19 protein-coding genes are annotated in these 21,891 nt (G+C 44.7%); 7 read left to right on the forward strand and 12 right to left on the reverse strand.

Features of this window, described 5'->3' with window-relative positions:
• Positions 1-237: 237 nt before the first annotated feature.
• The 8 genes from rimO to C8D97_RS05630 all read right to left on the reverse strand — a co-directional run bounded on the left by rimO (position 238) and on the right by C8D97_RS05630 (position 8,737).
• Positions 238-1,545 (reverse strand): 30S ribosomal protein S12 methylthiotransferase RimO, encoded by a 1,308-nt coding sequence (gene rimO, locus C8D97_RS05595; RefSeq protein ID WP_109762777.1) that lies wholly within the window; start codon positions 1,543-1,545, stop codon positions 238-240.
• 15 nt (positions 1,546-1,560) lie between these two features.
• Positions 1,561-2,793 (reverse strand): heme biosynthesis HemY N-terminal domain-containing protein, encoded by a 1,233-nt coding sequence (locus C8D97_RS05600; RefSeq protein WP_109762778.1) that lies wholly within the window; start codon positions 2,791-2,793, stop codon positions 1,561-1,563.
• Positions 2,790-4,166, reverse strand: a complete 1,377-nt coding sequence (locus C8D97_RS05605; protein WP_109762779.1) for a uroporphyrinogen-III C-methyltransferase — start codon at positions 4,164-4,166, stop codon at positions 2,790-2,792. The genes C8D97_RS05600 and C8D97_RS05605 overlap by 4 nt, the downstream gene beginning before the upstream one ends.
• Entirely contained in the window at positions 4,159-4,941 is a 783-nt protein-coding gene (locus tag C8D97_RS05610) for a uroporphyrinogen-III synthase (protein ID WP_109762780.1), read from the reverse strand. Before C8D97_RS05610 ends, C8D97_RS05605 begins: the two co-directional genes overlap by 8 nt.
• A gap of 8 nt (positions 4,942-4,949) precedes the next feature.
• A complete protein-coding gene (gene hemC, locus C8D97_RS05615) occupies positions 4,950-5,879 on the reverse strand; it encodes a hydroxymethylbilane synthase (protein WP_109762781.1) in 930 nt (309 codons plus the stop codon).
• A gap of 239 nt (positions 5,880-6,118) precedes the next feature.
• Entirely contained in the window at positions 6,119-6,853 is a 735-nt protein-coding gene (locus C8D97_RS05620) for a LytR/AlgR family response regulator transcription factor (protein WP_109762782.1), read from the reverse strand.
• A complete protein-coding gene (locus C8D97_RS05625; protein WP_109762783.1) occupies positions 6,850-7,926 on the reverse strand; it encodes a sensor histidine kinase in 1,077 nt (358 codons plus the stop codon). Before C8D97_RS05625 ends, C8D97_RS05620 begins: the two co-directional genes overlap by 4 nt.
• Before the next feature lie 7 nt (positions 7,927-7,933).
• Positions 7,934-8,737, reverse strand: coding sequence for a sensor domain-containing diguanylate cyclase (locus C8D97_RS05630; RefSeq protein ID WP_109762784.1), 804 nt, complete (start codon positions 8,735-8,737; stop codon positions 7,934-7,936).
• A 144-nt stretch (positions 8,738-8,881) separates the two neighbouring features.
• Between C8D97_RS05630 and C8D97_RS05635 the strand changes: the two genes are divergently transcribed.
• From C8D97_RS05635 to C8D97_RS05660, 6 genes are all read left to right on the forward strand, one after another.
• On the forward strand, positions 8,882-11,626 hold the full coding sequence (locus C8D97_RS05635) for a class I adenylate cyclase (RefSeq protein WP_109762785.1): 2,745 nt from the start codon (positions 8,882-8,884) through the stop codon (positions 11,624-11,626).
• Between the two features lie 79 nt (positions 11,627-11,705).
• A complete protein-coding gene (lptM, locus tag C8D97_RS18580; RefSeq protein WP_109763069.1) occupies positions 11,706-11,831 on the forward strand; it encodes an LPS translocon maturation chaperone LptM in 126 nt (41 codons plus the stop codon).
• Positions 11,832-11,836: 5 nt separating this feature from the next.
• On the forward strand, positions 11,837-12,667 hold the full coding sequence (gene dapF / locus C8D97_RS05645; protein ID WP_210204867.1) for a diaminopimelate epimerase: 831 nt from the start codon (positions 11,837-11,839) through the stop codon (positions 12,665-12,667).
• Positions 12,664-13,347, forward strand: coding sequence for a DUF484 family protein (locus tag C8D97_RS05650; protein ID WP_109762786.1), 684 nt, complete (start codon positions 12,664-12,666; stop codon positions 13,345-13,347). Before dapF ends, C8D97_RS05650 begins: the two co-directional genes overlap by 4 nt.
• 8 nt (positions 13,348-13,355) lie before the next feature.
• Positions 13,356-14,273 (forward strand): tyrosine recombinase XerC, encoded by a 918-nt coding sequence (gene xerC, locus C8D97_RS05655; protein WP_245411401.1) that lies wholly within the window; start codon positions 13,356-13,358, stop codon positions 14,271-14,273.
• Between the two features lie 79 nt (positions 14,274-14,352).
• The gene (locus C8D97_RS05660) at positions 14,353-15,093 is read left to right on the forward strand and encodes an HAD-IA family hydrolase (protein WP_109762787.1); all 741 of its coding nucleotides are present in this window, start codon (positions 14,353-14,355) and stop codon (positions 15,091-15,093) included.
• Positions 15,094-15,218: 125 nt separating this feature from the next.
• On the opposite strand, the gene C8D97_RS05665 is transcribed toward C8D97_RS05660, so the two are convergent.
• From C8D97_RS05665 to C8D97_RS05680, 4 genes are all read right to left on the reverse strand, one after another.
• Positions 15,219-15,686, reverse strand: coding sequence for a hypothetical protein (locus C8D97_RS05665; protein ID WP_109762788.1), 468 nt, complete (start codon positions 15,684-15,686; stop codon positions 15,219-15,221).
• Positions 15,687-15,905: 219 nt separating this feature from the next.
• On the reverse strand, positions 15,906-17,345 hold the full coding sequence (locus C8D97_RS05670) for a coniferyl aldehyde dehydrogenase (protein WP_109762789.1): 1,440 nt from the start codon (positions 17,343-17,345) through the stop codon (positions 15,906-15,908).
• A 13-nt stretch (positions 17,346-17,358) separates the two neighbouring features.
• Positions 17,359-18,399, reverse strand: coding sequence for a D-2-hydroxyacid dehydrogenase (locus C8D97_RS05675; protein WP_109762790.1), 1,041 nt, complete (start codon positions 18,397-18,399; stop codon positions 17,359-17,361).
• A 9-nt stretch (positions 18,400-18,408) separates the two neighbouring features.
• A complete protein-coding gene (locus C8D97_RS05680) occupies positions 18,409-19,485 on the reverse strand; it encodes a 2-keto-4-pentenoate hydratase (RefSeq protein WP_109762791.1) in 1,077 nt (358 codons plus the stop codon).
• 131 nt (positions 19,486-19,616) lie between these two features.
• Between C8D97_RS05680 and uvrD the strand changes: the two genes are divergently transcribed.
• The gene (uvrD, locus tag C8D97_RS05685; protein ID WP_109763072.1) at positions 19,617-21,863 is read left to right on the forward strand and encodes a DNA helicase II; all 2,247 of its coding nucleotides are present in this window, start codon (positions 19,617-19,619) and stop codon (positions 21,861-21,863) included.
• Positions 21,864-21,891: the final 28 nt, after the last annotated feature.

Below are 21,891 nucleotides of genomic sequence, written 5' to 3' on the forward strand. Positions count from 1 at the left end.
GTTCTCATGCGGTATAGAATGCCTTCTGGTGTCATCCTATGCTCGTATTTATTGTACACTCGACCACTATGAGTCATTAAAATTTTTAGTTGTTTCCAGGTGTTATCTGTTAGCATGAGTCTTGGCATGATAAGTCAGGTGTGGTTGGTTTTTGGCGAAACAAATTATACCTGAATATCATGCCTGCTTATTTTATAAACAAAGATCAACACGCTCTAGTGCGATTCGTTTTAAATACTAAGCAAACAAATCATAATCATCGGCTGATTGAATAGTTACCTCCACCAAGTCGCCAGATTCTAATTTTTCATCGGTTGTTATATGTACTTGACCATCAATTTCTGGTGCGTCATAGCGAGTACGGCCAGTAGCGCCATTCTTCGTTATTTCATCAATTAGAACTTCCATTCGCTGGCCAACTTTCTTTTGCAGTTTATTGGCGCTTATTTCTTGTTGAACGGCCATAAAGGTTTCCCATCGTTCTTGCTGAGTATCGGGATCGATATGGTTCGGTAAATCATTGGCAGTTGCACCATCGACGGGCGAATATTTAAATGCACCAGCACGATCAAGTTGCGCTTCATATAGAAAGTCGATAAGTTCTTTAAAGTCGTCATCGGTTTCTCCGGGGAAGCCAACAATAAAGGTGCTGCGTAAAGCAATATCCGGACAGGTTTCACGCCAGCTTTTGATGCGGGTTAATACTTTTTCACTGGCCGCAGGGCGTTTCATATCTTTTAGTATTCGATGACTGGCGTGTTGAAACGGAATATCCAGATAAGGCAGAATTTTATTCTCTGCCATAAGCGGAATGACATGATCCACATGTGGGTAGGGATAAACATAATGCAGCCTTACCCAGGCGTCGAGTTTGCCCAGTTCCTGACACAGTTCCTGAAAACGGGTTTTGACGGGTGCACCATTCCAGAAGCCGGTTCGATATTTTGTATCAATTCCATAAGCACTGGTGTCTTGAGACACCACCAGTAATTCTTGCGTGCCATTGTTAATCAGATTTTCTGCTTCTTGTAACACACTGCCTATATCGCGACTAACCAGTTTGCCGCGCATTGATGGAATAATACAAAAGGTGCAGTTGTGATTACAGCCTTCCGAAATTTTTAAATAAGCGTAATGCTGTGGCGTAAGTTTTAAGCCGGCAGGTGGCACCAGGTCCATAAAGGGATCGTGTTGTGGCGGCAAATGCTGATGTATCTGTTCCATTACTTCTTTATAGGCATGTGGGCCTGTAACGGCGAGTACATTTGGATGAACTTCTCGAATGGAATCTTCTTTGATCCCAAGGCAGCCGGTTACGATCACTTTACCATTTTCATTCAATGCATCGCCTATGGTGTCGAGCGACTGCTGAACGGCGTCGTCAATAAATCCACAGGTATTCACCACCACAAGATCGGAGTCATCATAACTGTTGGTTAGCTGATAACCTTCAGCGCGAAGCTGTGTAACGATACGTTCTGAGTCGACGGTATTTTTTGGACAGCCAAGAGTAATAAAGCCAACGCTTGGATTGGATGAGTTCATAAAGGTTTCCAGAGTTTACTGTTCGATAAAGTGAGAGGTGGATTTATCAATTAAAGAAGGTGATGAAGCATTCGCAGCAGATGCCAGCGCTTTTTTAAGGGTTCTTGTTATGGTGGTTACGGGCTCATCCAGTTGTTCATAGGTCATAATGAGCAGCTGTGATGCTTCCAGGGTATTTTTTAATTGCAGCGATTGCAACAGATAGTCACGTGCTCTGCCCCAGAGTTCATTATTAAAACTTAACTGTCCAAGAGCATAAAACATTTCCCAGTCACTTTGACCATCTTGTCGAAAAGATTCTGCAAAACTCAGTTGTGTTTGATTGTCACGTCCGGCCGCTTTGCCATACCAATAGATAAGTTGTGACTTATAGCCTTTTTTAAGGGCTGAACGTAATACCGCTTCGGCTTCGGTGAATGCACCAAGCTCAATTAATAAACGAGAAAAACAGATGACGAGTTGAGGATTTTTTTGGTAATCACCGGACATTTTTTGCCAGCAATGTTGTAATTGTTCGCAGCCTTTATTGGCTTGTGATATTAGCAACTTGGTCACACATTCCATTTCGATGGATTCAAATTGACTGCGCTCAAGCGCCTGCTTTTGTTTTAACGCGGGTAATAAATCAAATAACCGCTGCCAATCTTTTAAGCGGTAATAACATTTTGCTAACAACTTTAACACGTAAGGGTGTTTTTTGCGTTGATCCCAAAGTTGCGACAAGGACGCTAGAGCCAATTCATACTGACCACTTTCGTACTGTAATTCGGCTTGGGTCAAACTGACGGCAATGCTGGCATTGGGCTGATATTCAGCGGCTTTTTGTAAATAATTATCGCGTCTGGTGTAGTCTTTTTGTTCTTGTGCCGATTTGGCGGCTAATAAATAATTGATCAAGCGACTGTCTGATTTTTCCGAAGCTTTAATAAATAAGTGTTCGGCTTTTTCCCAGTGTCCTTCGGTCAGAGCAATTAAGCCGTTAAGTGTTTGGTTTCTTGAACGTCGGCTGCCACGATTTTTTGACCATAAACTGACAAACTTGCCGGTACGTTTAACGGTAAGGACCAACCAGCTGCTGATAAAAGTTACAAAGATTAAACCAAGCGCAAGTACCGCAGCGATCCAGAGGCGCATTTCTAATGAATGGTTATCCCAGGCTATTAAAACAAAACCTCTTTGATCTTTTATAAACCAGGCAAGTAACGCACCGATGATAATTGCCAGTAGCGCAAGATGACGTAGCTTCATGGTTGATCACCTTGTTGTAAATCTTGTTGCTGTTCGCTGTACCACTTTAATCGGCGTTGTTCTTTTTCTTCCATTAATAAAGGCAGCGATTGCAATGAATAATCAATTTTTTGTCCGAGAGTTTGTTGCGACAATTGCTGTAATTGACTGACAATGGCAGTGCCCTGTTGATTCAGTTGAAAATATTGCTGAATGGTTTCCTGGGCCGATTGCAAACGGCTGACATAATAGGGCTGGTTGTTTTCCAGTACAGCTGTTTGTGCATGAGATAGAGTGAGCTGCAAAGCCGACTGTAAAATGGTTAATTGCTGCTCGGTCAGTAAAGGCTGAACTTTTTCATCGTGTGTTCGGTATTTAAACGCGTCTTCACCAAATTGATCCAGTGTTTGCATTAGTCTATCGAACCAGGCTTTGTGCTGCTCAGGTTCAAAGTTTTGATTTTCCGGTAGCTGATAGGCCACCGGTGCAAGTTGTGGGATCTGTTTTTGTAATGACGCCAGCTGTAACAGTAAATCGGTATTGTTGTTATCCGTTAGTCCGTCAAGATAGGTTAAGTCATCACTGATGGCCTGACGAATGTGGGTCAAATTAAGATCACTGGTTTGTTTAAGGGTATCATCGGCTTGAGCCAACAGAGCCATGGCAGTAGAGCGGTTATTTTCAAACAATAATTTTTCCTGAGCCAGAGTTAAATAGTAGTGAGCCTGTTCCAACAACCATTCCTGTTTACCCTGACTGGATATAATCCGCAGCTTGTCTTGAGTCACTGCCAATTGTTGACGCAAAAGATTCGACTGAGCTTTTAGTTGTTCCAGCGATTGGTTGGTTTGCTGGGTTGCCTGCGACTGTTGGCTTATATTATTTTGCAACCGGGCTAAGCGTTGTTTTTGATCATCGATATCCGAATTTTGTTGCGATAATTGTTGCGCCTGTTGCTGTTGATTGTTCCATTGTGAGTAACCGATCCAGCCACTGAGAATGACGGCAGACAGCGCCAGTAATAAACAAAGTACCAAACCAATGCTAATGGGTTTACGTGCTTTCTCAATAGTATGATTATCGGCAGGACGTTCGGGAAAATCAGTAGCTTTAGGTTGATTTGCTTCTTCTGTTTTAGTTGTTTTGTTTTTGTGTTCGGCAGAAGTATTCAAATCCTTATCTGGCTCGGCATTCGACATCTGTTTTTTAGCTGTCGACTTGGCTGATGATTTGTTTTTCTCGGATTTCTCAGAAGCTGAAGTTTCGGAAGGAGCTTTAGCCGATGTCTTATCCTGCTTTTCAGGAGCTGATTTATCCTTGCTCGGCGCAGTCTTGTTATTCTCTGGCTCAGGGCTAGATGTTGGCTTATTGTCTGATGAACTGTCTTTAGTCATTAACCGTATCCTGATTTAAATGGGCGAGACAGCGCAAGATATCGTCATTATGGGCGCTGGCGCTCTGTCCTATAATATTATGTTGGTATTTTAAAGCAACCTTCGCCAACCTGTCGCTGGTCACAATAACCGAGACCGGATGATTGAAACAATTCGACAGAGCCTCTAACGCCACTTCACTGGATACAATCCAGGCGACATTGGGCGAAAGAGTCTTATTTGTTTTCATCCATAGCTGATGCTCCGTTAACTGTTTTAAAAGTGTGGTGCAATCAATGGGTTCGCGGCGATAGACGGTGTAACTGGCAAGCTTTGCCTGGCGTGCTTGCAATGTTTGCTGAAGCAGCGGACGGCCGCCCTGACCATTTACCAGAATAATCGTCTGGCCAGTCACCTGTTGTAACAGGGAAAGTTGTAGCAGGCCTTCGCTGTTTGCTTGCTGCGGCACAGTAACATCGGACGCGCCAGCTTGTTGCAGAGCGGCAGCGGTGGATTGGCCCACAGCAATTAACTTGTGTTGCAGCAATTGCTGCCATTGTGCGCTGGACATTCGTTGCCGGGCAAACGACACGGCATTCGGGCTGATAAACAACCACAGACTGTTAGAGTCCTGCAGTGCTTGATTGAATTGCTCTTCGGGTAAATCCGGTTCTGCCGGGTGAATGGTGAGCAGTGCAATAGCACTAACAGTCAATCCATTACTTTCCAGTAAACTGACAAGCGGTTCAGCCTGATGAGCTGGCCGGGTGACAATAAAGTGTTCCGGTTTGACCATCGGTGGGATCAGGCTTGCTGTTGCAACAATGCTTGAATGATTTTATCGGCACCCTGCTCTTTTAATGCCTCGCCAACCAGAATGCCTAACTGTTTTGCTTCGCTAATAGGAGCCTGATGATGAAAGGTTAAAAGCCGTGAGCCGTCCACTTCACCAACCAGTCCGCGCAACAGTAATTCATCATCTTTCAGCTCAGCAAAGGCTCCAATGGGTACCTGACAACCGCCTTCCAGATGATGGTTCATGGCGCGTTCGGCAGTGACTCGCGCAGCCGTCAAGCTGTGATTCAGCGGTTCGAGTAATTGTTTGGTTTGATGATCATCGCTGCGACATTCAATGCCCACGGCACCCTGTCCGGCAGACGGTAATAGTACGCTGGTTGGGATTTCATCTTTGATGCGATATTGAAGATCCAGTCTCATTAATCCTGCGGTAGCCAGAATAATCGCGTCGTATTCATCGTCGTCGAGTTTTTGTAATCGGGTGCCGACATTGCCGCGTAAACTTTTGATCGTCAAATCCGGACGTAATGCTTTGAGCTGACACTGGCGGCGTAAACTGGAGGTGCCAATAATGGCACCAGATGGTACTTCATCCAGATTGGCGTATACATTGGATACAAAGGCATCGGTTGGGTTTTCACGATCGCAAATGACCGATAATTCAAGCCCATCAGGAAATCCGGCAGGCACATCTTTCATGGAGTGAACCGCAATATCGGCGCGATCCTCCAGCATTGCCAGTTCAAGTTCTTTAACAAATAGACCCTTGCCGCCAATTTTAGCCAGTGGTGTGTCGAGAATTTTATCGCCTTTGGTCACCATAGGGACCAGTTCAACCGTAATATCCGGATGATGTTTTTTCAGTTCCGACTGAACAAATTCAGCCTGCCATAGGGCAAGTGGGCTTCGGCGTGTGGCTATTCTGATAAGTGACATGATGGGGACGCAAATAATTAAAGATTCAAAGGTGATCTTAGCATATTGCGGGTGGCTTGTAAGACGACTAATGCATTAACGGACGATCAAATTTCAGGTTTTGTTAGAGCGAAAGATAAACATGCTCTAATACCGATGGTACTGTTGTTTCAGCTGGATTTATCCGGTTCAATCGAACACAAATAGCCCACTGAAATCATGGTTATTTGAAGTGAAGAATTATGGTTATGTGAAAAGGCTTACAGGGATTTTATCAGCTTTCGAATATGGGAGGCATGCCTTCTGCTGACTTCCAGTGGTTCGTCATAATGTTTGATGGTCATAAATAAGTGCCCGGCGTTGTCCTTGGTAAGACCGGTTATATAGCGTTTATTGACTAATGCGTTGCGGTGAATTCGAACAAAGCCATCGCTGAGTTCCTGCTCCAGTTGTTTTAATGGTTCTTCAATAAGCGCCTCACCTTCTTTGTGTTTAACACACACGTACTTTTGATCGGCCTGAAAAAAATAGATTTCATGAATCGGGATCAATTGAATTTCACCGCGCAGTCGCGCTGAAATATGATTGCGTTGCGGGCGTTCGGGACTGTGTTCGGTGACTTTATTCAACTGCAAAGGATTCAGCTGGGTCGCTTTGTTGATGGCTTGCTCAAGCTTATCGCGTTTAATGGGTTTCAGCAGGTAATCAATGGCATTGACCGAAAACGCATCCAAGGCATAATCGTCGTAAGCGGTAACAAATACCACCGCAGGCGGCACTTTCATCTGTGTCAGGTGATGTGCTGCTTCGAGGCCATCCATTTGTGGCATCCGAATATCCAGAAATGCCAGATCAATCCGATTGTTATCGCAAATCTTCACCGCTTCTATGCCGGTGTTGGCTTCGAACAGTTGGTGTTCGGAGGATTGATCTTCCAGCAGGCGACGCAACCGCTGTCGTGCTAATGGCTCATCGTCGGTTATTAATATATTCACGACTGTGCTCCCGGAATAAGTAATTCGGTAATGTAATGATCGTTGTTGTGATGAGTGATCATTTTAGCCTGTGATCCATAGCGGATCGATAAACGCTGTTGAATGTTTGACTGGGCGGTCTGGTTGCCGGGTTTACTGCGCGATGCCGGTAAAGGGTTGGAAACCTCGAGGCGCAACAATGGTTCAGCATGACTAGAGGCTTGTGACGATAATGATTTTCCTGCTACTTGTTCGGCTTTAATGCTCACCACACCGCCATCCACCAGCAGTTGAATACCGTGGTAAACGGCATTTTCCACCAAGGGCTGTAGTGTAAAAGGTGGCAGTGTATAGGCTTCCGGATCAACATCAATTTGCCACTCAATTATCAATTTATCGCCCAGACGCTGCTGCTCGATCTCCAGATAGTGCCGACAGAGGTCAAGTTCGGTTTGCAGTGATACAAGATCGTCACCGGGTTTTAAACTGGAGCGAAGTAACGTTGCCAGATGCTCCAGTGTGTTTTCGGCCTTGGTTGGGCTGATAGCAATAAGGCTGGCGATGGTGTTGAGCGTGTTGAATAAAAAGTGCGGCTGGATTTTTGCCTGCAATGAGCGGAACCTGGCTTCGCCTTCGGCAATAATGCCATTCAATACCTGCTGGCGAAGATACAGATAACGCATCCACACCAAAGTGATCAATACCGCTGCGGTGGTATTGCGAATTAAAAACCACATTTGCTCGGGAGACAGGGTAATGGTGGTGTTAAAAAACAGGCTCAGCGCCAGCAAGCTGGAGAGTAGTGTAATCAGCGCAATGGCTGCTGTAGAAAGTACTGTTACTGTGACAATGGAGCAACGGTTAAGCCAGCGGCGTGTTAAGCAAAAGAAGGCACCAGAAAACAGGCTGATCCAGAGCACAAACACACTGTGAAGACCCAGCAAGTACCAGGCCGATTGCTGTAAGTTAAACGTTAAAATAGTGAACAGTATGGCCAGCAGTTCAGATAATAACACCAGCATAAAGACGCGCGGGAGCTGACAAAAGTCCGGAATAATGCCCCGTTCGGTGTTTGAATGGTTGGCCTGCTCCATAGGGCGGTTACTGGTATTTTTCCATCAGATGCTGCATTTGAATTAATAAATCGTCTCTTACACGATCCAGCAACAAGCCGCTGGAATCGCCTTTACTCCAGTGCGCTTCACCAAATACCAGATCAAACTCTTGTTCAGGAAATTGACGCTGCATTCGTTTGTCGATGGCTTTGCGTATTTTTTGCTTTAACGCATCACTGGACTCAACCGTTGTTTCTGGCAAAACCAGCAAATACTCACCGGAGTGAGAATGGCCAATCATATCCGCCCAGCGTAACTCATCTTTCAGCACTTCAGACATTAATTGATTCATCCGGTTATTCAGGGAAACCGAGTCGGGATCACCAAACATCACCAGCTTTACTTTTAATACCGCCAGTGGATTATCGTACCGTCGGCTACGGCTGACTTCGTAATCAAGAAATTGCACCCAGTTTGGTCGTTTGGGTAAACCAGTAAACTTAAGTGAACCTTTCTGCTGTGGATTTTCACTGTGGATCACTTTGAAATAATGTACAGTGAGCTTAGGGTTGCTGGGGAGTAATGCCTTCCAGTGTTGCAGATGCAGCGGCTGATTGCGTTCTTTACTGACCAGACAATACAGCTGGTCGTCGTCATCGGTGGGTTCAAAGGGCAGGCTCAGCCAGTTTTTGCCGGTGAGGTTTTCTGCCTCATCATGCAACCAGGTGGCAAATTCACCATTACACCAAATAACTTGGCGATTATCGTCTAGAATTACTAAACCAAGTTCTGAGACATTGAGTATCTCAAATACAGATTTTTGGTAATCAAACAGTGTCGTATTATGCATATTCTGGATTGAATGGTTAAACTAGCCGGTTAAAAGTCGATTTAACGTGATCGCTTACTTACAATCTTAACCTTAAATCATTCCTGCATTAATGCCAATATAATCAGCGGTTTGTGGAAAAATAACCAGGCAGTAAGAGTATTCATGGGGCAAAACATTTCATCCGAAGCAGTGTCTTCAGACATTGACCGAAAGCAGTTAAAGCAATTGCTGCGTCGATTTTTGGAGATCAATGACAAACGCAAGGCTTTGCTGAGTCATAATTTGGATGAAAAAGACAATAATTTTATTCAGTTGTTGCCGCTGCTGTTTCATTCCAACCATCCCATGTTACCCGGTTATGTGGGATCCGAAGCGCCATGTGGGGTTGCCAACTACCAGCCCGACAAAACTACACTGCAAGTCGCTAAAAAGTTTGCTCGTAGTTTTGATTATCAACCGCGAGCAGCCCGGCAAATTCAAATTGAAGCATTGTATTTAATGGGCAGTGCCGGTTCGGTGGCTCATTCGTTACAAAGTGATCTGGATGTCTGGGTCTGTGTGAGCAGTGATTTATCGCCGAAGCAACATGAATTATTGCAACAAAAACGGCAAAACATTCAGAACTGGGCCAGACAACAATCAATCGATTGCAGCATCTATCTGGTCACACAAGATAATATTGTTGATAGCGCTGCGGAAAATGAATCCTCTACCATAGAAACTCGGCTGTTACTGGATGAGTTTTATCGCACACAAATTCATTTGGCCGGACGATATTTATTATGGTGGGTAGTGCCCTGTGAGCAGGAGCAGCATTACTCGGCATATGTGGAGCGGTTAATTAAAGAGCGGCATGTTCAGCAGGAAGACTTTATCGATTTTGGTGCCATAGAACAAATTCCACTGAACGAGTTTATTTCTAACGCGCTCTGGTACATTAACAAAGCGCTGGAGTCACCTTATAAAACAGCGCTTAAATTGGTGTTGATGGAATCTTACTTGAGCGAATACCCCGATGTGACGCCGCTCAGCTTTGATTACAAATCTTATGTTCACAGCATGATGGATAATGCCACCGTATCCGATGCCTATCTGCTTATGCATCGAAAAGTGGAGGAATATTTAACCGCAAATGAACAAAGTGATCGGCTGGAGTTTGTTCGCCGTTGTCTGTACCACAAAATTCACACGCGACTGACTCGTCAGCAGGCTCCCGACTCACCCGCTAAAGCAGTGATCGATGAGCTGGTTAAAGAATGGAACTGGAGTGCTGAAAAACGTGAGTTGTTTGATCATAAAAACAAGTGGGATATTAATCAGATAGGCAACGAAAAGCGGTTGTACATTAAACAACTGATTTCATCGTTTAGAGCCATTGGTCAGTTTATCAAGTTAAATGAAAGTTTTTTTGAAAAGTACAAAAACGATCTCTTGTGTTTAAGTCGAAAAATCAGTGCAAATCTTGAATTAACCCATGGCAAGATCGAACGCGTCAATATTAATTTTGTTGCACAAATGCTGGATAAGCATTTATCACTTGTCAGACAAAGCAAAGCGAAAAACCTCGAGTTATGGAGTTTTTATGATCGCGCTGTAAGCCAGCAGGAAGCCCAGTCAGTGGAGCCTGTCTATCAGTGCAGCTCATTACTTGAGCTATTGGTTTGGGCAAAAGTCAATGGCGTACTAAATGAAGGCTCTTCTATTCAGTATCGGGACAGCAAGCAGCTCCTGCAATACGATGAGTTGGAACGCATTATTCAGGTATTACTTTCCATTCAGTATGAAAAAATACAGGTGAGTGACAGTGCTTATTTAAATTCACCTACTATCAAACATATCAGCTGCTTTATTAATATTGCGCAAGATAAGTTAACCGGAGTTGCCAAGCAGGGTATGCACATTATTACCAAAAAGAACGATCCTTTTTGTTTTGGTAATGACTGCCATAATTTAATTGAAACCATCGATCTATATTACGTAAACAGCTGGGGTGAGCAATTTGTTGTGCACTTTAAAGGTGAGCAGGCAGTCTCTGAAGCGGCAATTGCTTTACTCGAGTTGATTGACAGACAATCGGTTGAACCAGAACTTAACTACTACAGTTTTTCATCCATGCGAGCCGATGAAGTAGTCACCCGGCTTAAAAACTTTTATCGACATTTGATATTGAGCTATCAGGGACGAGATGCCCATGTTAAGAAATATATTTTTCGTTTAGGCACGCGATATTGCGTGATAGAAAAACAAAATGAAAAATTTATTGTGCATAACGCAGCGACAGAAGATCAATTGTCGCAATTAATTATTAATCAATTCAATCAATATCAGTTAATAGAATTTGATTCCAGGTGTTTTCCCGATCCGGTAATCCGCACGGCATTGCAACGCAGTAAACCCGGCGAACATTTTTTAATTGTTAATCCTAAATCTGAGTATTCGACATCCTATTGTTTTGTTGATCAATACGGTGGCGTGGTTTATGGCTTTTTTAATCCACATAATTATCAGGAAGATATTGGCTGTCTGCATCAGTTTTTAACCAACAGCTGTGCGGGTTTTGATGAAACCGAGTTTCGTTGTTACTTGTTGAATCAGGATCAAAGTCTGTCACGTTATGACATTAATACACTAGATGCTCAGACTCATGGTGACATCAGTATTTCATTCAATGCTGACTCAAAGCCAGAAACCTTCAATGTCACCTGCCATCAACAAAGTTTCACCTTTGAACAGCATGATCCCGAGCTATCGAATAAATTTATTGCCTGGCTTGACCGGTTACAATTAACACCCGAGCAGGTCACTATTTCCAAGCTTACTTTGTCAACACCAGAAGAATTACTCAGCGAAGCAAAGTTATTGTTAGAGCGAAACCTTTTGTTCCAGTCGCTTTTTGCCAGTCTTTAAATAACCAGAATTCAGCTTTGGCATTATTAATGACTTTGGGAGCTTTATGTCAGCCGCGCGATCTGGTTATACTTGCCCTATGAAATATAAACGATTATTAGGTTTGATATTTGTAGTGGCGTGTTTGGCTGGTTGCGGTCAAAAAGGACCTTTGAGGCCCGCCGATGAACAAAAATCAACCGACTTAACCTTCTTTTCCGGATAATATTGATGCTGATCAGTTTTGCCAAGATGCAGGGACTGGGTAATGATTTTATGGTGGTCGATACCATATCTCAGCCCATTTATTTTAATGAAGCCCAAATCAGGCGGCTGGCGGATCGCCATTACGGCATTGGCTTTGATCAGTTGCTGTTGGTAGAAGCGCCGCAACAACCTGATGTGGATTTTCATTATCGAATTTTTAATGCTGATGGCAAAGAAGTTGAGCAATGCGGTAATGGTGCTCGCTGTCTCGCCAAATTTGTCAAAATGATGGGATTGACCTGGAAGTACAAGTTGCGCATTAGCACCCTGAAAGGCGTGATCAGCAGTCGAATGCACAAAGATGGTAATGTCACCGTTGAAATGGGTGTGCCGGTGTTGTCACCTCAACGGATCCCCATGCGTTACGCCGAACAAAATACAGAGTACAGTGTCGAGACGCACGGTATCCGTCATAAGGTTGGCGCTTTGTCATTGGGCAATCCTCATTGTGTTATGACCGTTGAAGATGTCAGCCGGGCATCGGTTGATGATTGGGGCAGTGCCATTTGTCAGCATAATATTTTTCCCGAACAGGTGAATGTTGGCTTTATGCAGGTGGTCGAGCGCAACCATATCAAGTTACGCGTTTATGAGCGGGGGGTTGGTGAAACGCTGGCCTGTGGTACCGGTGCTTGTGCTGCCGCTGCTATCGGTCAGTTGCAGGACAAACTTGATAAACGCGTTAAAGTGCAATTACCCGGTGGGCGATTAACCATTGACTGGGAAGGCGATGGTCAACCTTTATATATGACCGGACCAGCCGAATTTGTTTTTGAAGGGCAGATAGAATTATGACTGAAGCGAAACAGGCAAACGCTGTAACTGAGCAACAGGTGTTTGATTTTCTGGCAACTCATCCAGACTTTTTAGAATGTCATCCAAAATTGCTGTCGCACATTACTATCAGCCATCAAGTTGAAGGCGGCGTTTCGCTGGTTGAACGACAGGTAAAAGTGTTGCGGGATAAAAACCGGGAGTTACAGGGCAAGCTAATCGAAATGTTGCGCTCCGCTCAAGACAATGAGCAGCTTCTGGAAAAGTGCATTCGTTTAGTGCTTTGTCTGATTGATTGTCAGTCGCTGCAGCAATTGACCAATACTTTAAACGATTTATTAAAGCGCGAGTTCGATCTGGATCTGGTATCGATTAATTTAGTCGGGCGTTGGCCGCGTCATGATAATGCCCGGGTTTACAGTGACGCAAAGGGATTATTGCAATCGCTCGACTGTCAGTTTCCGGACAACCAGCCGATATGTGGTCGCATTGATAAAAAAACTCGCAGTGTGTTGTTTCCCTCAACATCAGAAGCGCCCGGCTCGGTAGCGATATTGCCGCTGGGTCATTCTGGTAACATGGGAATTCTGGCATTACTCAGTCATGATGCGACACGATTTTCACCTGAAATGGGTGATTTGTTTTTGCAGCTAATATCATCGGTGACCAGCCAGATGCTGCAGAAATTCAAAGACTTTTAACACTGACTGTGGCAGATACAAGCGAAACCAGAATAGAGCATAACCTTGAGCGCTATTTAGCTTATATCGCTGTCGAGAAAAACTTATCGGAAAAAACCATCAACAGTTACGCGGTGACGTTACAAGCGTTTATTAATTTTTTATCCGCACGTAATATCGATAATAGTAAAGATGTTTCCGTGCATACGCTTCGAGGTTATCTGGCTCAACTGCATAAGCAGGGATTAAAGTCGAAATCCATCGCGCAAAAAATGTCATCCATCCGCAGTTTTTTTAGTTTTCTTGCGCAACAAAAGCTTATCGACATAAATCCCGCCAAAGGACTAAGAACGCCAAAAATCGAAAAGCATTTACCGAAAACATTGGATGTTGATGAAGTCTCCATTTTTCTTGATCAAATTCAAGCCGTGGATTTTATTTCCAGTCGCGACAAAGCCATTATGGAATTGTTTTATTCGTCTGGCATACGGCTTAGTGAATTACAGGGGCTTACACTGGATGATTTTGATTTAAATGACGCTTTTATTCGTGTCACCGGTAAAGGCAATAAAACACGTATTGCGCCAATTGGTCAAAAAGCCATGGCATCGCTAAAAGTATGGTTAACTTTTCGAAAGCTGCATGCTACTGACGATCAAACAGCCATGTTTATTACTTCATCCGGTAATGTTTTAAAGCAACGAAGTATTCAGGCCAGGCTCGAATATTGGGGTAAACAACTGGCGTTACCCGCGCGTCTTCATCCGCATAAACTCCGGCATTCCTGTGCGTCACATTTTTTGGAGTCTTCATCGGATCTTCGGGCGGTGCAAGAGCTATTAGGCCATGCCGATTTATCGACCACGCAAATTTATACCCATCTGGATTTTCAACATCTGGCCAATGTATACGACTCTGCGCACCCCAGAGCTAAAAAGAAAAAATAGTTATTCGATTTTTATTTGATGGTGATTTGAAAATTATAAGACAGCTTTAAGCTATTATGAAAAAAGTAATGAGAGGGATATGAATAAGTTATCCACGCTGCAACAGATGTTAACGCAAAGCAAAGTGATTGGGTTTGATCTCGATGATACCCTTTGGGATAACAAACCCGTTATTAAACGTGCTATTACCTTGCAGTTCGACTTTTTGCAGAAACAGTTACCTGATCTTTCCCGCGACGTTATTGAGCAAGAATATGCCACAATGGTCAAGCAGGCACTGACACATATTGAAGACAGTGGTGACGATAAGCGTTGTCATGATATGAGCTTGCTTCGGCAAATGGCCTTAAAGTCATTTTGCGAAAGCCACCATTTAGATGAAGCTATTGCGCATCAAACCTATGATGTTTTTTATCAGGCGCGACAACAATTTATTTCTTTTCCGGAAGCAAAAAAATTGCTTGAGTTATTGGCAAAAAAGTTTCGCTTGGTGGCGATCAGTAACGGTAACGCCAGTCTTGAGCATAGCGAACTGAATGATTACTTTTTATTTCACTGGCGCGCAGGGGTTGATGGTAAGGCCAAGCCCGATCCGGATATGTTGTTCAAGGCCATGGCAGACTGCCAGGTGTCCAGCAAAGAATTTATTTATGTCGGTGACAGTCTGGATATTGACGGTGCGGCCGCGCATCGGGCTAACAGTTTTTGCTGGTTACTCAGTGATCTTATCTCAGAGAAGCAGCACTCAACCGACGGGCAACTGGTGTTTCGTTCTATCTCAGAGTTGTTAAGTTCGATTGAAGCAATTAGCCTGTATTAATCTTGTATTCAAAATTTTGGTAATACTTGAAACCAAGATATTAAAAAGCCGACTCATTGGTCGGCTTTTTATATTGGGATTAATTCTCGTGTTAAAACTCTTTAGATATTAGAACTCTTTAAATGTTAGTACTCTTCGGATAATTGAAACTCATTATTTTTCGTCAGCTCTGCTATTTTGTCTTGCAGATCCTTGCGGATTTCATCGGTGCATAAACCTTGAGGGTATTGAGTTTTTAAAAAGTTATCAGCAATAAATCCGCCGTAACGAACACCTTGCAAAAACGATTGAAATTTAACCTTTACATCTGATGCTATTTGCGCTTCATCATAGGATTCCAGTTTGGCAAAACCGGCAAATCGTTTGATATTGTTTTGTAAATTCTCATTAAACTCTTTTGAATCAACATTAACATCCAGATAACGCTCCATTGCGCAAAGCTCAATCAACAAATTAATATTTAACACATAGTTGTAGCTTTCGATCATAAAGCTGTTGACGGTACTGGATAATTCTTGTGGTTTTTCGTTGGCGGAAAGATTGATTGCGCTTAAGGAAAGCAGGCTTATCACCATTAATTTAAAAGTTTTCACGTGATGCTCCCGTACTTGGTATGCGAGTTTTTAGATCACCGGATTAGTAATACTGATAAGTCTGGATAATAGAATTATTTTGATGTTTCAAAACAGACTATCCGTCCAAAAAATTAATATCCCGGCGATTATTGTTTTATCGTGTTTAAAATATAGCCGAAAGGCAATAAAAAGCCAATCATTAAGATGACGGCTAGCCGCTTTGCTCCGTCTGGTAGCCTAACGAAGGTAAAGCTTATAAATGAGCTTATGTATCCAGCGGCCATAGGGCGGAAAAGCCAGCTTTGCACTGTTAAAGCGCCCTTTCTTAAAAATCGCCTTGGTTTTAGAGAAGGTTAAAAAGCCTTCTTTGCCATGATAATGCCCCATGCCCGAATGACCAACACCGCCAAATGGTAAATCATCCTGAACCACATGGGATATCGAATCATTAATGCAAACACCGCCTGAATGGGTCAAAGACAATACCTGTTTTTGTAAGCGACTGTTAAAGCTCATCAGGTATAAGGCCAACGGGCGCGGACGGTTTTGAATATAGCGAATAGCATCGTGCTCGGTTTCGTAGGCAACGATGGGCAGCACTGGGCCAAAAATTTCCTGCTGTGACAGGTTAATATGCTCAGGTGGGTTTACTACCAAAGTGAGCGGAATTTTTCTGCTTGAGGGTGTAAAGGATTCACCAGCCGGGTTCAATTCTATTATATCGCAGCCTGCGGATTCCGCTTCCGATAACCAGGCTTTTAATCGGCCGTATTGAGACTCGTTAATCATGGCGCTGTAATCAGGATTGTCATCCAGACTTGGGTAAAGGCTTTTAAATCGGTTGTCGATCAGTTCTATAAGGGTTGCCACTTTATCCTGCGGGCAAAGAACATAGTCGGGTGCGACACAGGTTTGCCCGGCATTCAAGCATTTGCCATACAACATGCGCTCGACCGCCAATTCCATGGGAGCATCCTGACCAATAAATACCGGTGATTTTCCGCCCAGTTCCAGAGTGACCGGTGTCAGGTTATTTGCTGCCGCGCGCATAACGTGTTTACCAACCTGAGTGGATCCGGTAAATAGCAGGTGATCGAACGCCAGAGCCGAGAAGCTGGCAGCAATATCAGCATTGCCTTCAATAACAGCCACTTCGGTTTGATCAAATACTTCTTCCAGTACTTCTCGCAAAATACGGTTGGTATAAGGGGTAAATTCCGACAGCTTGATCATAACCCGGTTACCAGCGGCAATGGCCGCCACTAAAGGACCAATGGTCAGATAAATGGGGTAATTCCAGGGCACTATAATACCCACCACGCCCAAAGGCTGGTGTTCGATCCAGGCTTTTGCCGGTTGAAATACCATACTGACCCGACGCTTTTCAGGTTTCATCCATTGCTTCAGGTGGCTCAGTGTGTGGTTGATTGTCATGACCGATGGCAGTATATCCGCGATTAAGGAGTCGTCATCGGAGCGATGAGAATAGTCCGCACTTAAACACTTTAATAGGCGCGCCTTGTTTTTTAACAGACTCTTTTTTAACGCGCGCAGCATTTCTTTGCGTTCTTTTTTTTGCGGATAAGGGTGCGACAAAAAGGCGTGCTTTTGCTGCTCAAAAATATCCTGCATAAACACCTTGCTGTCACTGGTGTGTGTGGTTTGCTGCGTTGTCATAGAGGATCCCGGGTTAAACAATACGGTTACGAGGGTTTTTGTGTTCGAACGCCGTCAGGTTTTTTGCAAGCTCGTTAATCAGAGTTTGCCGAGCTTGCTGACTGGCCCACCCCACATGGGGAGTGACGATTATATTGCGAATTTCGGCGTTGAGTAACGGATTATTTTTATCCGGTGGCTCGGTGGAGAGTACATCGAGCCCTGCACCAGCAATAGAGCCGTTTAGCAGGGCATTGGCCAGAGCCTGCTCGTCAATTAATCCACCGCGTGCCGTATTGAGCAACAAGGATGAAGGCTTCATAAGCGATAAAAACTCATCGCCAACCAGTTTATTGGTGTTGTCATTTAGCGGGCAGTGCAGGCTGACCACATCGCACTTGGGTAAAAGTTGCGGCAAAGCCATGCGATTATAGCCGGCAGGGCGCCCTGGCAATTGCGCGACAATAACTTTCATTTCAAATGCACGGGCAACATCAGCAACCGCTTTACCAATGGCACCGTATCCGAGAATGCCCAGGGTTTTGCCCGCCAGTTGCTGAAACGCCTGTGGCAGCATAACAAACTGGTGATGACTGGCCCATCCGGCGTTTTCAGTGGCAGCTTGCAGTGACGATAAGCCCGAAGATAAATACAGCAGCAAGCTGAAACAGATTTGCACCACCGATTGAGTGGAATAACCGGCCACATTGGTGACGGCGATCCCTTGAGCTTTTGCTGCCGCTAAATCGACATTATTGGTGCCGGTGGCTGCGATGCAAATAAGTTTTAAATTCGGTAATTGTTGAAGGATGGTTTGATCAAGCACCACTTTATTGGTGATGATAACGTCGGCTGACTGACAACGCTGAATAATTTGATCGGTACGGGTGCCGGCATAACAGGTCAAATTTTGGCATGCCTTAACCAAAGATTGCGGATCGATGTCCCAGTCATTCGAGCCCGGAGACATATCCAGCTGGCTGTCGTCGCCGAACACATCCTTCACCGAGTAATGGGATTCCGGCGTCAGTGTCGCGGCATCTAAAAAAACAGTGTTTAAAGGGACGGCATTCATGACTGAAAATCACTCCTTAACAGAGAAGTTTACATGACCAAGTGGGCCAAATTCGGCTCGATATTGGCCAACCTTAGCTGGCAACATTTGCCCTAACGCGCCAGTGATTAACACCTGTTCATCGGTTATTGAATAGCCCTGAGCGATCAATTGGTTCACAAGCCACAACAGCGCCTGCCATTGATCGCCCAGTGCGTCTGAGCCCTTGCCCTGATTGATGGTTTTGCCATCGCGCGTAAGACTCACCGACAGTTGATTGAGATCGGGCGTGTGATTAATTGGTATTTCTGAGCCAAAAATAAAACTATGAGCCGCCACATTGGCTGCAATGATATCGGCGCCAGTCAATTTTGCGGATTGACTAATATCAGGCTTAGCAAACCCTAGATCGGGTAACTCAATCACCGGTAACACAAACGCCACCAACGATTTTAGTTCCGTCACGGATGTTATAGGCGTTGTTACGCTGGTATTTAATCGAAAGCCTAGCTCTGTCTCAACCATTAATTGGCCAAACTGAGACCTGTGCAAATCAGCGCTTAACGGCTGAGCGCCACTGTTGAATAAAACACCGGACAAAGGCTCCGATACGGCAAACTTGGCCTGGCCGGCGGCCGAGGTTAATCCGGCTTTGTAGCCAATAATTCGCTCATTGATTTTATGATTGTGCTTATCGTTATTCTGACGCAGTTCAACATAATGTTTCTGTACACCATAAGCTTCATTGATTAACGACTGGCTGGTAGCGGATGATTGGTGATAAAACTGACTGAATAGTGGGATCGGTTTGCCCTGTTGCTTGTGCTGCAAAAGCATCTGGGCGAATTTTGCATGGGCTGTTGAGTTAGATTGTTTATCGTTCTCATTATCTGCATTTTTACCAGTACCTTCACCGTCACTAGTACCTGTTTCTTTACTGATTTCGGGTTGAGTAAGGGTCTGACTGTCAGTGTCATCAACCATAGACTGGGCGTTTATCGACACGGCAACAGAAACGCTGATCATCAGGGTCATAAGTCGAACAAATGCACGACACACAGGTGCCATTAATCGAAAATGAACATAGCTCAGTGCAGAGTGGATCATAAGTCATGGCCTAAAAAATTAATGATGGTTGATGTTGTGATGACAACGGGCTGAGTGAAACTTCAGCATACCCGAATAAGCGATGACACTAAAGCCTGCATGCTACTCATTTAACTGGTAGAATGCCGCTCATGAATACGCATCCTATTTTACAATTTTTAAACGAAGCGCAGCAAAATGCGGTGACTTGTGACGCCCCGGCACTGTTGGTTCTTGCCGGAGCCGGTTCTGGAAAAACACGGGTTTTGGTGCATCGAATGGCATGGTTGATCAGTGAGTGTGGGCTATCCCCCCATGCATTGCTGGCGGTGACCTTTACCAATAAAGCGGCTCACGAAATGCGTGGCCGAATTGAAGATTTACTGGGTCGCCCGGCGGGAGCCATGTGGGTCGGTACTTTCCACGGCCTGGCTCATCGATTACTCAGAGCCCATGCCCGTGATGCCGGGCTGGATGAAAATTTTCAGATCCTCGACAGCGACGATCAATTACGGATCGTCAAACGTGTAGTGCGTGAAATGGGGCTGGACGAAAACGAGTGGCAGCCAAAACAGGCGCAGTGGTTTATCAGTGCCCGAAAAGACGATGGCCAAAGACCACAAGATATCAAACACAATGGTGATTTATTTACCGCCACCATGACTAGCATCTACTCCCATTATGAGCAGGCCTGTCGGCAATCGTCATTGGTGGACTTTGCGGAGTTATTATTGCGCGCGTATGAACTGCTGCGTGATAACGAACATTTGCGAACCCATTACCAGAATCGTTTTCGCCATGTGTTGGTCGATGAGTTTCAGGACACCAATGCTATTCAGTATCGATGGATAAAATTGATTTCCGGCAACACCAGTGCCATCACCATCGTTGGTGACGATGATCAGTCCATTTATGGTTGGCGTGGCGCAAAAATCGAAAACATCCATCGTTTTCAGCAAGAGTACAACGACAGCGAAACCATTCGACTGGAACAAAATTACCGTTCCACCTCAACCATTTTGCAGGCCGCCAATGCGGTGATCGCCAACAACAATGATCGGCTCGGAAAAAATTTATGGACCAGTGGTGATCAGGGCGAACCGATTTCTTTGTACGCGGCATTTAATGAACAGGAAGAAGCCCGCTTTATCGCTTCGCGCATTCAAGACTACGTTAATCAGGGCAACAACTACCGGGAGTGCGCCATTTTATATCGTTCCAATGCGCAATCACGTGTGCTGGAAGAAGCCTTATTACAACGGGGTATGCCATATCGAATTTATGGCGGACTGCGCTTTTTCGAACGCGCCGAAATTAAAGATACTCTGGCGTATTGTCGTCTGATTGCCAATCGTGATGACGATGCGGCTTTTGAACGGGTAGTGAACACTCCCACGCGAGGGCTCGGTCAAAAGTCGATTGAAGTGGTGCGCGATATTGCACGCAACCATAAAATTACCCTTTGGCAAGCCGCCAGTAAAGTGGTTGAAGAAAACCTGTTACCGGCGCGTGCCCGCAACGGACTGATGACGTTTCAGGAGTTGGTGGCGAACATGGAATCGGAAACCGGCGAAGCCGACTTACACGAGCTGATCGATTTTGTTATTGAAGCGTCGGGTTTGCTGGAGATGTATTTAAAAGAAAAAGGCGAAAAAGGATTAGCCCGAAAAGAAAACTTACAGGAACTGGTATCGGCTGCGCGTGAATTTGATATTGATCAATACCTGTATGACACGGAACTTGAGGCTGAAGAAGCTGGGTTACCTGAGTCGGCAGACGGTGAAAGTGGTTTGCCAGTGATGGAAGACGAAATGCCACCTCTGGTTGCTTTTCTGTCTCATGCTTCGTTAGAAGCTGGCGAAGCGCAAGCGGAAAAGTACGAAGATTCGGTACAACTGATGACCTTGCATTCGGCCAAAGGGCTTGAGTTTCCGGTGGTGTTTTTAACCGGGCTGGAAGAAAAATTATTTCCTCATCAAATGTCGATGGATGATATTGATGGCCTAGCTGAGGAGCGGCGCTTGTGTTACGTCGGTATTACACGGGCGATGAAAAAACTTTATTTATTGCACGCCGAAAAACGCCGACTCTGGGGCAAAGAAACCTACCCATCGATTTCTCGCTTTGTTCGTGAAATTCCCAGTTCTTTAATTGAAGAAGTCCGATTAAACGCTCAGGTCTCGCAACCTATGTTTGGTACTAGTTCATTGATGGACAGTGATCAGGGGCCAGAAGGTTTCCAGCTTGGGCAAATGGTTGAACACCCAAAGTTTGGTCACGGCGTGATTTTAAATTTTGAAGGCTCCGGCCCCCAGGCCAGAATACAAATCAACTTTGAATCGGTGGGCCCTAAGACTCTGGTGTTGGCTTATGCCAAACTTGAGCCGGTCATGGCCTAGAGTGTATTTATTTTTCGTCTACATCTCA

The organism is Pleionea mediterranea (genome assembly GCF_003148745.1).
GTDB lineage: Bacteria > Pseudomonadota > Gammaproteobacteria > Enterobacterales > Kangiellaceae > Pleionea > Pleionea mediterranea.

What these genes read in the sequence shown, in the direction of transcription:
- uvrD (WP_109763072.1), top strand. Translation starts at nt 19,617, where the DNA reads ATGAATACGCATCCTATTTTACAATTTTTAAACGAAGCGCAGCAAAAT.
- C8D97_RS05605 (WP_109762779.1), bottom strand. Translation starts at nt 4,166, where the DNA reads ATGACTAAAGACAGTTCATCAGACAATAAGCCAACATCTAGCCCTGAG.
- C8D97_RS05635 (WP_109762785.1), top strand. Translation starts at nt 8,882, where the DNA reads ATGGGGCAAAACATTTCATCCGAAGCAGTGTCTTCAGACATTGACCGA.
- hemC (WP_109762781.1), bottom strand. Translation starts at nt 5,879, where the DNA reads ATGTCACTTATCAGAATAGCCACACGCCGAAGCCCACTTGCCCTATGG.
- C8D97_RS05670 (WP_109762789.1), bottom strand. Translation starts at nt 17,345, where the DNA reads ATGACAACGCAGCAAACCACACACACCAGTGACAGCAAGGTGTTTATG.
- C8D97_RS05680 (WP_109762791.1), bottom strand. Translation starts at nt 19,485, where the DNA reads ATGATCCACTCTGCACTGAGCTATGTTCATTTTCGATTAATGGCACCT.
- C8D97_RS05600 (WP_109762778.1), bottom strand. Translation starts at nt 2,793, where the DNA reads ATGAAGCTACGTCATCTTGCGCTACTGGCAATTATCATCGGTGCGTTA.
- C8D97_RS05630 (WP_109762784.1), bottom strand. Translation starts at nt 8,737, where the DNA reads ATGCATAATACGACACTGTTTGATTACCAAAAATCTGTATTTGAGATA.
- C8D97_RS05650 (WP_109762786.1), top strand. Translation starts at nt 12,664, where the DNA reads ATGACTGAAGCGAAACAGGCAAACGCTGTAACTGAGCAACAGGTGTTT.
- C8D97_RS05625 (WP_109762783.1), bottom strand. Translation starts at nt 7,926, where the DNA reads ATGGAGCAGGCCAACCATTCAAACACCGAACGGGGCATTATTCCGGAC.
- C8D97_RS05660 (WP_109762787.1), top strand. Translation starts at nt 14,353, where the DNA reads ATGAATAAGTTATCCACGCTGCAACAGATGTTAACGCAAAGCAAAGTG.
- lptM (WP_109763069.1), top strand. Translation starts at nt 11,706, where the DNA reads ATGAAATATAAACGATTATTAGGTTTGATATTTGTAGTGGCGTGTTTG.
- dapF (WP_210204867.1), top strand. Translation starts at nt 11,837, where the DNA reads ATGCTGATCAGTTTTGCCAAGATGCAGGGACTGGGTAATGATTTTATG.
- C8D97_RS05610 (WP_109762780.1), bottom strand. Translation starts at nt 4,941, where the DNA reads ATGGTCAAACCGGAACACTTTATTGTCACCCGGCCAGCTCATCAGGCT.
- C8D97_RS05675 (WP_109762790.1), bottom strand. Translation starts at nt 18,399, where the DNA reads ATGAATGCCGTCCCTTTAAACACTGTTTTTTTAGATGCCGCGACACTG.
- rimO (WP_109762777.1), bottom strand. Translation starts at nt 1,545, where the DNA reads ATGAACTCATCCAATCCAAGCGTTGGCTTTATTACTCTTGGCTGTCCA.